Annotated in this window: 10 protein-coding genes; all 10 read right to left on the bottom strand. The window is 36.1% G+C overall.

All coding sequences use genetic code 11. From position 1 onward, the window contains the following. Positions 1-44: 44 nt before the first annotated feature. The 10 genes from CLOLE_RS01500 to CLOLE_RS01455 all read right to left on the bottom strand — a co-directional run bounded on the left by CLOLE_RS01500 (position 45) and on the right by CLOLE_RS01455 (position 12,286). Entirely contained in the window at positions 45-1,439 is a 1,395-nt protein-coding gene (locus CLOLE_RS01500; protein WP_013655308.1) for a GntP family permease, read from the bottom strand. Positions 1,440-1,594: 155 nt separating this feature from the next. Then, on the bottom strand, positions 1,595-2,761 hold the full coding sequence (locus CLOLE_RS01495) for a CdaR family transcriptional regulator (protein WP_013655307.1): 1,167 nt from the start codon (positions 2,759-2,761) through the stop codon (positions 1,595-1,597). Positions 2,762-3,046: 285 nt separating this feature from the next. After that, positions 3,047-4,078: a 3-deoxy-7-phosphoheptulonate synthase gene (locus CLOLE_RS01490; RefSeq protein WP_013655306.1), complete on the bottom strand. Its 1,032-nt coding sequence runs from the start codon at positions 4,076-4,078 to the stop codon at positions 3,047-3,049. Between the two features lie 97 nt (positions 4,079-4,175). Then, positions 4,176-4,931: a sugar phosphate isomerase/epimerase family protein gene (locus CLOLE_RS01485; RefSeq protein WP_013655305.1), complete on the bottom strand. Its 756-nt coding sequence runs from the start codon at positions 4,929-4,931 to the stop codon at positions 4,176-4,178. 382 nt (positions 4,932-5,313) lie between these two features. Next, a complete protein-coding gene (locus CLOLE_RS01480; protein ID WP_013655304.1) occupies positions 5,314-5,736 on the bottom strand; it encodes a bacteriohemerythrin in 423 nt (140 codons plus the stop codon). Positions 5,737-6,295: 559 nt separating this feature from the next. Beyond that, a complete protein-coding gene (locus CLOLE_RS01475; RefSeq protein WP_013655303.1) occupies positions 6,296-7,264 on the bottom strand; it encodes a beta-galactosidase small subunit in 969 nt (322 codons plus the stop codon). Beyond that, positions 7,248-9,128, bottom strand: coding sequence for a glycoside hydrolase family 2 TIM barrel-domain containing protein (locus CLOLE_RS01470; protein ID WP_013655302.1), 1,881 nt, complete (start codon positions 9,126-9,128; stop codon positions 7,248-7,250). The genes CLOLE_RS01475 and CLOLE_RS01470 overlap by 17 nt, the downstream gene beginning before the upstream one ends. 13 nt (positions 9,129-9,141) lie before the next feature. Then, positions 9,142-9,981: a carbohydrate ABC transporter permease gene (locus tag CLOLE_RS01465; protein WP_013655301.1), complete on the bottom strand. Its 840-nt coding sequence runs from the start codon at positions 9,979-9,981 to the stop codon at positions 9,142-9,144. Continuing rightward, positions 9,978-10,877 carry a carbohydrate ABC transporter permease gene (locus CLOLE_RS01460; protein ID WP_013655300.1) on the bottom strand — a complete coding sequence of 300 codons (900 nt, stop codon included), beginning with the start codon at positions 10,875-10,877 and terminating at the stop codon, positions 9,978-9,980. The genes CLOLE_RS01465 and CLOLE_RS01460 overlap by 4 nt, the downstream gene beginning before the upstream one ends. A gap of 50 nt (positions 10,878-10,927) precedes the next feature. Then, entirely contained in the window at positions 10,928-12,286 is a 1,359-nt protein-coding gene (locus CLOLE_RS01455) for an ABC transporter substrate-binding protein (protein ID WP_013655299.1), read from the bottom strand. Positions 12,287-12,392: the final 106 nt, after the last annotated feature.

Here is a 12,392-nt window from a genome sequence, read left to right as displayed (position 1 = left end):
GGTCTGTTTTTCAACTATTTATACAATAAACCTATGTAGCCAGTCTAGTGTAAAAATAATGATAATATAAAGATACCTATCATAGAACAAATACCTTCTACTAATGTAACAGCTGTTTGTGTTTTATATCCTTGTTCAGGTGTCATTTCTCCAAAGTTGGTAACTACCCAGAAGTAAGAGTCATTGGCATGAGATACTGTCATAGAGCCTGCTCCTATTGCCATAACACATAATACAGACATTACTACTGAATCCATTCCTAAAACCCCCATTAGTGGCGCCATAATACCTGCTGTCGTCGTAATGGCAACTGTTGATGAACCTTGAGCTGATTTCAAAATAGCTGCTAGAAGGAATGGGAAGAAAATACCAATACTCTCTAGAGTTGCTGCGTTTTCTGTAATAAACGCCACTAGACTTGTAGATGCAATCACTTTTCCTAATACGCCACCTGCTGCTGTTACAAATAAAATAGGACCTACTGTTTTTAAAGTTTCATTTGTAATATCGTAAAGCTGACTTCCTTTGTTAACTTGAAGCATTAATATAATTCCAAATATAACACCTACAGCTAACGCAATAATAGGTGTTCCTAGGAAGGTAAATGCTGTACTCACTGCACCACTCCATCCTAAAATGCTTGATACGTTTGACATAGCCATTAAGAAAATCGGTACAATGATAGGTGCCAGACTCATAAAACCACCTGGAAGTTTCCCATAAGAAGCTACTAACTCTTCATAGCTTTGAACAACCTCTCCTTGATTCTCCTGTTCATCCTTAGCTTTTACTCTCTTTCCTACCCATTTAGCATAAAAATAAGCACCTATTAAACCAGGAATGGAAGCTAATGTACCTAATCCCATAACAAGTAGTATATGGTCTCCGACACCTAAGGTATTTGCTGCTGCAATAGGTCCTGGAGTAGGTGGGATAAAAACATGGGAAGCATATAAACCTGCTGACAAACAAACAGTCATTGCTACAGATGAAGTCTTTGTACGTTTTACTAAGGCTTTACGAATTGGATTTAAAATGACAAACCCTGAGTCACAAAATACTGGTATGGATACTACCCATCCCATGATTTCAATAGCAAGTTCAGGATGCTTTTCACCTACTAGCTTAACAACCATATCCGCTAACTTCAAAGCGCCTCCTGTTACCTCTAGGATCGTTCCAATTAATGCACCAAATATAATGACGATTCCGATACTTGTAAATGTAGATGAAAAACCATTTCCAATAACAGTTGCAATACCACTTACCGTACTTCCATCCGCATTGGTATAGGATGCAAAAGGAATACCTCCTATTAATCCTAACACCAGAGAAATGGACATAATAGAAAGAAATGGATGAATCTTAAACTTACTAATCATAACAATCATAAGAATGATTGCTACAATAAATACAATTAAAAAAGGAATGCCCGTCATAAAAATACCCCCTTTAATAGCTTTTATCCCCAATGCATTATATACACTTGGGTGTTATCTATTAACAATATTATATTATTTAAAATATTTTGTATATATTCTCCATAACATATATTTGAGGAAATTATTGTTATTCATAATAACCTTGAATTGTTTTAAATACGTGTAAGTCGTTCTTTCTTCCGTAATCTTTGGTAAAACTCTCTGGCAATATAGTAGGCAGCTGCTTCTGAAGGAGTGCGTATGTCCTTTCCTGTAATAGTCTCCATCTTCTTCAATTTATACTGCAAGGTATTTTTATGGATATAAAGTGCATTAGCTGCCTGAGTAATTGAACCCTCATAAGTAAAATAAACATCTATCAGTTGCATATATTCTTCCACATCTTCCTCGCTTTGCCCACTAAATAATTTCCTAATATATTCTTCCATGCTCCCTAATGGAATTTCATTCATAAATAAATCCATATAAAGATCGTCATAAAATACAATTTCTCTTACTAAAGGTACTGCACAATTCGCTGCTTTTTCTGCTTCTTCACACATCTTAAATACAATACGATCATTATTCGAGTTACTATCTATGCCTATCAGCAGCGTTTCTTCATATCTGGAATAGATTTTCTCCTTTAACCGCTCAGCTATTTGCTTCATTTGTGCATTGGAGCAAATCGGTACTAACACAATTTGTTTGGGTGGCATACGTAAATACAGGCACTCACCTTCACGCTCTACACCATGCCGAATAGTGGTCTCCATCTGCTCTAGCTTTTCTTGTCCCTGCAACGTTACCGATAACTGGTGATATGTAGCAATATTAATGATCATTACACGACGAGGTCTCCTAACATCAATCCCCAGTTTTTCTCCTCGCTCCACAAATTCCCAATTATACTTATTTCTCACACCAGATATCCATTCTTCCAAGAAGCGATATCGTACTCTCCTGTCATAGCGATGTTCATCTTTTATAAGTCCATCTTCAACCATAATCTGTGTCATATGTTGTACAATCTTTCCATAGCCAACCACTCGTTCTACTTCACCCGTAATACCAATCACACCTACAATAGCTTCATGAATCACAATAGGTAAATTAACACCCGCTTTCATAGTAGGCGTTTCCATATCTGCCGTCACATATAAGCACTCCAGTTGCTCTCTAATCACTTTTTGTGCACCTTCATGCAGCATACCAATTCTGTTTTCATCCGTACTTGCAATAATATAGCCATCTGCATCCATAAAATTAATGTGTGCATGTATTTCATTGCCAATTTCATCTACAATTACTTGCGCTGTTAAGGGACTAATACGTCTCATAGACTATCACATCCTTTGGGATTAGTATTTCTTTTTCTTAGTATAACTATTTTTATATGTTTTTAGAAAGCCTTTATTATAAATATTTAAAAATAATAAAATTTTATAACGGTTAGGTTTTCCCCTGTTTTTTATGCCTACATAGTGATTGAACTCATCTTATTTATTGCTATGCTCAGGGGGTAAGTAAATAATAAAAGAAATGGACATAGGAAAGCCGGCAATAGCGTATCATCCATTGCCGGCTTTCTTTTTTATTCCACTAACAGCTATCCTAAAAAACGTCTAGCAGTTTTCTGCAATCTTATAAAGCAGTTTTTCTGTTTCTTCCCAGCCAAGGCAAGGGTCTGTAATAGACTTACCATATACTTGATTCTCACTAATTGGCTGTGTGCCACCTTCGATATAGCTTTCAATCATAACCCCTTTTACAAGCTTCTTTAAGTCATTATTGTATGATCTACTATGAAGCACTTCACTCACAATACGGATTTGTTCCATATATTGCTTACCAGAATTAGCATGATTCGCATCAATGATGGCTGCTGGGTTCACTAAGTCATACTTGTCATAAAGCTCCATCATATACATTAAATCTTCGTAGTGGTAGTTAGGAATAGAGATGCCTCTCTTATTCACTGCGCCACGTAAAATAACATGAGCAAGATCATTGCCATCTGTTGTTACATCCCAGCCACGATAAATAAAGTTATGAGACTTTTGAGCTGCAACGACAGAGTTAAACATAACAGAAAGGTCTCCACTTGTAGGATTTTTCATCCCTACAGGAATATCCATACCACTAGCTGTTAAACGGTGTTGTTGATTCTCTACAGAGCGTGCCCCAATAGCTTCATAAGATAAGATGTCATCTAGATATCTACGATTTTCTGGATATAACATTTCATCTGCTGCAGTAAGCCCTGTTTCCTCAATAGCACGTACATGCATTTTACGAATAGCAATAATTCCTGATAATAAGTCAGGGTCTTTAGTTGGATCTGGTTGGTGAAGCATACCCTTGTAGCCTTCACCTGTTGTTCTAGGTTTATTAGTATAGATTCTAGGGATAATCATTAATCTATCTGAAACCTTTTCATTCACCTTTGCAAGCCTACTTACATAGTCACATACTGAATCTTCATTATCTGCAGAGCATGGCCCTATAATAACAATAAATTTATCAGATTCCCCTGTGAAGATTTTTCTAATTTCTGCATCTCTTTTTGCCTTTATTTCAGCTACCTTTTGAGAAATAGGATATTGCTCCTTAATCTCCTTAGGTATTGGCAGCTTCTCTTTAAAGTTCATTCCCATATTCTATTCTCCTTATCTAAATGAGTCATGCGTATTTTTATATTGTATACCATACTACAGTACTTTCCAATAACTTTATCCATTATTACATTACTCTCTAGTACTTTTTGATAAGCCACTGCAAAGATTCCTCTAGCATTTTTTCATCACCTATTTCTAAGCTCCACTTTGCATGAGGTGCATAATGCTTAAGCTGTTGCAATATGGACTCAATGGGTAGCGTGCCATGCTCTAAGCCTTTATGTGCATCTCTTGTCCCATCATTATTATGCAGATGTACATAACCTATTCTTTGGCCTAATACTTTAATCCACTCTTCTACTGTTTTATGTGAATATGCATTAACATGTCCTATATCCAAACATGCTTTAAGATTGGGCTGATTTACTCTATCAACTATTTCTTTTAGTAACTCCCAATCCGTATCTAATACATTTTCTATATAAAACATACATTCCTTACTTTTGTCTTCTAAAAATTCTTTCCAAAAAGCCGCTACATTTTCTAACCAGTATTTGTCGATATAAACATTTGGCAGATAGCCTGTATGAAAAATCATATCTTTGCTCCCAAAAGCCTGAGCTGCCTTATAACTGGCTGTAAAACGTTCTTTCGTTAAACTCCTTACCTTTCCATCACAGCTTCCAGGTTGTAAATCTAAAAAAGGGCCATGAAAAGCTAAAGGTGTATTGTCTTTAAATGATGCGAATTCCTTTTGATAGTAGCTAATTGAATGTTCTACGTCATCTAGCACCTCTCCAATACCAAAGCTAATAACCTCTAGGCCCACTGGGTACCTTTTTAATAGTTTTTCTATTTGAGCTGTCTCCAATAATTGTGAAAAGTAAATCATGTTCTTGCTGTACCCTTTCCAAATTTGTTTTTATCACGTTCTTATCATTATAAGTATGCTTGTTTTCTGGCCACACTTTATCACTCATTATTATACTATACATATCCTCACTTTGTTATATACATTCTTCTTATGTATATAACAAAGAAAATGGACATGGGAAAGCCGGCAATGAATGCTAATCCATTCAATTGCCGGCGCTTCTTTTATTCTATAACTATCTATGTGTATGGTCTACCAAGCATCTATTATTTATACTATTTCTCTAGATACAGCCTCCATCTCTATGCCTATCTTTCATACACTTCTTATATCGTGCCTTTCATAATATTCAACTGCATTTTACCTATGTCTTTTATATTCTTAAACATGCCCCTACTTTCTATATCATTGACTCAATTCCTACCAAAAGCACTTGCCTATCTTCAATTAAAATGTGCTCAAAAACCCACTTTTGTAATCCTTCTTTTATTTCTTTAAGCTTCTTTTGTGGATTCTGTAGTAACTCTCCACAATTTATGCTATTTACCCACGCTATAAATTGATCGTGTTCATTTTTATGTTTTTCAAATAAATGAGGGTTTAATTCTTTAATAAGCTTCTCTTCCTCATAAAAATGATATGTAACATATTCCCTAATCTCACATAATAGTTTTAAAAGATATTTTTCATCTGCATTCATACATTGAGTTAATATTTCTTGTTCTAACTTTCTCCCTATACTAAATAACTCTTGGTGTTGTTCATCGATAAAAGGGATTCCTACATTCAGTGACTCATCCCAATCAAATTTAAAATCAAACATTTCTTCTCCTTCTTCTTTAACTCAAATTAATTAACGTCTAAAAACCTCTTATAGCCTAAATTTTGAATTTGCAATAAAAGATCACTTTAAAATTTCACTTTCTTGGGCTCCCCCTAATTCCATTAATTTTCATAATTCCTTTTCTGTATTTGTTTACATAAATAAATTTTCTGCAGATATTATATATTTTTTTACGTTACATAACAATCCTTTTATTCAAAAGTTTTGTTATTTTAAATATACTTTCTAGTTTATAACTACTTACATCTATTGCTTATTGACTTCTCTATTTGTAATATAAAATATGAGTTTATAAAAGCAATTCTTTTATTTAGTAGTTTAAATTTACTTAATGCTCTTATATTAGTAGGCGCATTAGCATTATATCTTTATCTTTGGTAATATAGTTGCCCAATAGATAAAGGCTCTAGTATAAATTACTAGAGCCTTTTCGTTTGTACAAAATCAATAATATAGAACTCCTTATAGCCCTCTACTAAATAGTAATGACCTCTTCCTTAGGTAAATTTACAATCTTCTCCTCCTATTGTAAATGTTTCTAAATCAACACTCTTTTTATAGAAAAGGCATAGCTTATATCCTGAGTGGCATCAATTTGATACTGGGGCATAACATCCGCCCCCCAACTGTCAATGCCTCCTACACCACGTACTTTTCCTAGTATAGAGACAACTGTTCTTCTAGGCAGTGGTAATTCTTCGTGATGTGTTGCATTTTCCAGTTCTTCTGCGGTATAAGGTATGCAAGAAAATGTAAAGGGCTCTCCTAGTGCCTCAAACTGTAAACTAAAAGTAGTCTTGTCAGTATCCGCATTATTTAAGGTAGTAGCACGCGTTACTGTCAGTTTTTTAGTTGCCATATGTACATTACAATCCTGAGGTACCATATACGGTGTTACAGGTAAGCCTTCTATATGATAAGTTCCTGGCACTCCTCCTGCCATACGATCAGGATAGGTTTCACCAGATAAACCTTCATAGGTGTACCCTACTGCTTTTGTTGGCATAATAAAACGCATTCCAAATACAGGCAGGCTAGGTAAGCCTTCTTTTCCATAATAATGCACCTTTACCTCTATGGTGCCATCTACTTGAACTGTGTAGGTTACCTCTACTTCTGCAGCTGGCACTGTATTCGTTATATAGGTAAAGCAAAGACTTACACTTTCGGCATGCTCCTTGCCTGTATACTTATTATTAGTAGGTGCTATAGGCTTTTCTACTTTCTTGCCATCTACTGCTACTACCACATTGCTGCATTTTATAAATAAATCAGCTCCTAACCACATACCTGATTTGTAGGAAAAACCATTTCCTCTATCATTATCTGTAGTGGCACGCCAGAAAGTTGGCTTAGGTGTGCGATAAAGCCATTCTTTACCTGCTACACTCAAAGATTCTAATCCTCCTGTCTGGTAGGAGAAAATATAATGAAAGTCTTCTCCACTCACCCCTAAGGTCACATCACCGAAAATGAGTTGTAAAGTTTGATTATTTATAGCGTTCATAGTAGTATTTTACCTCCTGCATGGCTGGTTTTTCTTCCCTAGTGGCAAAGACGATTCCATTACCTGAAAACTCATAATCCGATGGTCTGTCATCAAAGTCTCCACCATAACGAATTACCTGGGCCCCTGTCACTTCATCGTTTACCATTAAGCCTTGGTCAATGAAATCCCATATAAATCCGCCTTGATACATTTCAAAACGGTCAAATAGTTCCATGTAGTCCTTCATCCCCCCAAGAGAATTCCCCATATCATGCATGTATTCACATAAAATAAAGGGTTTCTTAGGCTGATTTTCTAAATACGCTATAATCTCTGCTGGCCTAGCATACATCCTGCTCTCCACATCAGAAATTCTATCCTCATAAGCGCGATTATGATGTACGCCTTCATAATGGACTAATCTACTACAATCAACTGCTTTATAGTAGTCATGCATGGCAGCTATATTCTCCTCGGCATAGGATTCATTACCTAATGACCAGAATAAAATAGAGGGATGATTTTTAAACACTTCAAAGTTAGTCTTTGCCCGATCTAAAACGGCTGCTAGCCATTTCTTATCACTTCCTGGTAGATTCCAAGAGGGCTCAACTGCCCCCATCTTTTGCCAACTACCATGTGTTTCCATATTAACTTCTGCCATCACATAAAGCCCTGCCTCATCACACAAAGTGTACCATGGGATTTGATTAGGATAGTGACTGGTACGTACCGCATTGATGCCATTTCGAAGCATGCAACCTATATCCCACACCATTTCTTCCTTAGTAATGACTCTACCTGTTTTGGCGCTCCATTCATGGCGATTAACGCCAAGTAGACGTAGCCTTTTTCCATTTAATAGCATCATATTATTTTTAATCTCTATTCGTCTAAACCCTACTAAATAAGGGACTAGTTCCACTAGTACATTTGCCTCATTATACACCTCTATTAAAAACTCATATAAATAAGGTGTTTCATGACTCCATGGGGTAATATCTTCTAAAGTTACTGGTGCAAAAATGACTTTTTCAGAAGCAGGCATTTGGGCTGCTAAAAGCTCTTTCCCTTTTTGATCACGTAAATAAATCTTTACAGTTCCCTTCACTACTTTGCCACTTAGTTTCATTTCTACGCCAAAACTACCTGACCTCTGATCTTCTGCTAGTTCTGGTTTGACATAGAAGTCTTCTACATGAAGCTCTGGTTTGGCATATAAGGTTACATTTCTAAAAATACCAAAGAAACGGAAGAAATCTTGATCTTCTAGGAAAGCCGCACAGCTTCTCTTATGTACCTCTACACAAAGCACATTGCCTTGTTCTTTTATAAAAGGTGTTAAATCAAACTCTGATGGTGTAAAGCTATCCTCGCCATAGCCTATAAATGCGCCATTTAACCAGACATACATAGCCTGTTCTACACCTTCAAAGCAAATGGTTATAGGCTTATTCCTTAAACCTGGTGCTAAATCAAAGGTGGTTCTATAGGCACCTACAGGATTGTAGCTTGCCTCACTAAATAACCCTATCCCCTCAGGTGTATCTTCCTTTACAGGACGTCTATAGATATGGCCTTCCCAAGGATACATGGTGTTGATATAGTGGATTTTATCATGATGATTGAGTTCAATATGGCTTGGCACTTCTATGCTGCCAAATCCACTGGCATCATACTCCGGCTTATAAAAATCAATAGGTCTTTCTTTGGCATTGTTAGCATAAGCAAACTGCCATACCCCATTTAGGCTTTGCATAAGAGAAGATTCCTTCTTAAGCATTTCCTCCTTACTAGGATAAAATAAATGGTCACTATGAGCTGCCAATTTGTTTACACCGAATACTTCTGGGTCATCCAACCACGTCATTTTTGCATTCATCGTTTATCTCTCCTTATTCTTTTACTGCTCCAGCAGAAACCCCTGCTAAAATATAGCGTTGGAAAAATACATAAAGTAAAACTGTAGGAATCATAATAATAATAATCCCTGCCGCCAAGTTCTGCCAGGAGCCTTGTTGTGCATTGGAATAATTCATTAAAAAGGTCGTTAATGTTCTTAGTTTATTTTTCGGCATATAGAGATAAGGAATATACATATCATTAATAATCGTAATGGCTTTGATAATACATACCGTTGCAGTAGCAGGTGCTAATAACGGAAATATAATTTTTATAAATAAGCCAAAGTAAGAACAGCCATCAATGAGTGCCGCTTCATCTAATGATGGGGATAGATTAGAAATGAACTGTCTATAAATATAAAGCTGCATCAAATCTGAGGCAATATAAATGACAATAGGTGCTGCTAATGTATTGTACAGATTTAAGCCTTGAATAACCTTAAACCTGGCTATCTCTGTCACAAAGGTTGGTATGAGCATCCCAATAAAGAATAGTGCCACCACCAATTTCTTCCCTTTAAAGTCAAAACGCTCAATGATAAAGGCTGTAATGGTTCCAATGATGACATTAAAAAATAATGAAACCACTAGCAAAATACCTGTATTCTTAAAACCAATCAGCAAATATTTATCTGTAAGTACCTTCTTAAAATTGTCGAATGTTATATTTTCTATTGCTGGTAAAAGAAGTGGTGAAGTCTGTACCATATCTGCCTTCGTTTTTAAGGCTGCAAATAAAGTGATTAATATAGGTGCTAGTACAATCGCTACCATGCTTAAGCAAATCAGTTGCTTAATAAGCTGCACAAAAAATGATTTTCTTAATCTCATTGCTTTTTCCCCCTATCTTTTAATATGAGGCCATGAATGAGCTCATTTTGAATAAGATAGATGACTACAATCATAATCATAATCGTCACTGCCATAGTAGATGCCAGGCCGAAGTTAGAGAAGGTAAAAGCGGTTTTTATGGTATAGAGTGTAAACGTAGAAGAAGCATAACCTGGCCCTCCCGCTGTCATGACAAATGGGATATCAAATACTTGCAAGGCCCCACGAATATTATCAAATAGTACAAAGTCTACCATGAGCATAATAGCTGGTACCTGAATGTATCTAAAGAGATGCCATGTATTAGCACCATCTACCTCTGCTGCCTCTTCAATATCCTTTGGTATAGACTGCAAAGCTGCCATAAACAAAATAACGTGGTAACCACTAAAGCGCCATAAAGACACAAACGCTAGTACATAGTTGACAACCTTCTCGTCTGATAACCAATTACGGATCCAGCCTTCTAAGTTCATAGCTTGTAAAATGGCATCAAAAGCACCATTAATAGGAGAAAAGAAATAAGAAAATGCATAAGCAATGGCTACGCCATTAATAATATAGGGTAAAAAGACCATTGTTTTATAGAACTTCGCTGCTCTTAGCTTGCTTGTTAGTAATACTGCAAAGGCTAATTCTACTACAATCATTAATAAATGTACGACGAAATAAATACCATTATTTCTTAAAGATAACCATAAGTCCTTGTTTTTTAACATTGAAATGTAGTTCGCAAACCCTATGAAGCTACTACTTGGAGAATAGCCATCCCAGTTGGTAAAACTCATTTTGAATAAATCCATAGCCGGAAATACTACAAAAGCAATTAATAGGGTTAACGGAACTATAAGCGATACAATGATAAATAGATTACGTTGTTTAGTAAGCTTATTCATAGTTTCCTCCTTGTTTTGCAAGAGGGCAGCCCAGGCTGCCCTCTTCTTTTTTACTGAATACCTAATTTTGCTCTTGCATCTTTCCATTTTGTATTTAAGGTTTCAAGTTCTGCCTTCAAATCAAAGCCATTCATTACCATTTGCGCTCCAAGTTTTTTGTAATCAAAAGCTGTTTCATTTTGAATAGCTGTAAAGTCATCTCCACCACCATCATACATAATAAGAACTTTATCTGGAGCAAGTGTATCTGCTTCTGCTAGTACAGGATCTTTTTCTTTAGGGAAATTTTTCATAGCTGATGCAGAAGAAACATAAGCTAAGTAATCTGGATACCATGCATCAGAATAAAACCATTCTACAAATGCAATGGCTGCTTCTTGATTTTTAGACTGTGAAGTTACACCCATAAAAGAGTCTCCTTGAACAACCACATTATAAGGGTCATTTGCTGCATCTCTAACTGGAAGATAAAAGGTACCTAGCTGAGAGGTGTCCTCTGCTGCATTTTGAATATTTTGAAGTCCCCAGTCACCCAGTGCAATCATGGCTGCACCTTTAGTAGCAAAAAGATTGGTTACTTGATCATTTCCAAGTCCTAAAGGATCTTTTCCTAGTACACCTGAAGTAAATAAGCTATTTACTTTTTGATAGGCTTTATAAATATCTGTACCTTCTGCAAATGGTTCATCTTGAGTCGCCATAGTATTCCAGTTCTGACCATTTCCTGACTCTAGTGCTGGCATGAATTCCATATAAGGATAGTCTGGCCACTCATCTTTTAAACCACATGCTATTGCCATAAAGTCTGGGTTAGCTGCCCCAAAATGACTTTGTAGTTTTTTAGATACCTCTTCTAATTCTCCCCATGTAGTAGGCACTTCTACGCCTGCTTCCTTAAACATATCTTTCCAATAGTATACATATTCATAGCCTGATGTCATTGGGATGCCTAATACTTTGCCGTCTATAGCATACCCTGCTGCTAGTTCATTATTGGCATTAGCTTTTGTTCCTGATAAATCTACTAAGTAATCTTTAAATCTAGCTAAGGTAAAGGTTTTATTAAACATCACATCTGGCAATTGATTTGCTGATGTTCTAATCTTCATGGTATTCCAGTACTCACTATCATCTTTAATTTTTTCAACTTCTATTTCTACATTAGGGTACTGTTCTTGAAACTTTCCAACCATATCTTGTTCTTCTATAAAAGTATTTAAGTTATTATCCCATATAGCAAAAGTAATTGTTCCTTTTAAATCAGCGCCTGTACTTTGATTCGTTTCATTATTGCCTGCCGGATTAGTACTGCCCCCTGGATTAGTACCTGCTCCTGAATCACCACAACCTACTAATGTAGCCATGGCTAATGCCCCAGTTAAAAGTGTTGCTACCAGTTTTCTTTTCATAAATCAATACCTCCTTCGATTTGGTACCTTTAGCATATCTATTTGCTTCCAAACCCACTAGGTTTTATAGTTGTTTTTCTTGACCATTCTTCACTTTTTAAGATTA

It is taken from the genome of Cellulosilyticum lentocellum DSM 5427, from assembly GCF_000178835.2.
In the GTDB taxonomy this organism is placed as follows: domain Bacteria; phylum Bacillota; class Clostridia; order Lachnospirales; family Cellulosilyticaceae; genus Cellulosilyticum; species Cellulosilyticum lentocellum.
The sequence above is the reverse complement of the archived record's forward strand: the minus strand, read 5'-3'. Positions and strand labels throughout refer to the sequence as shown.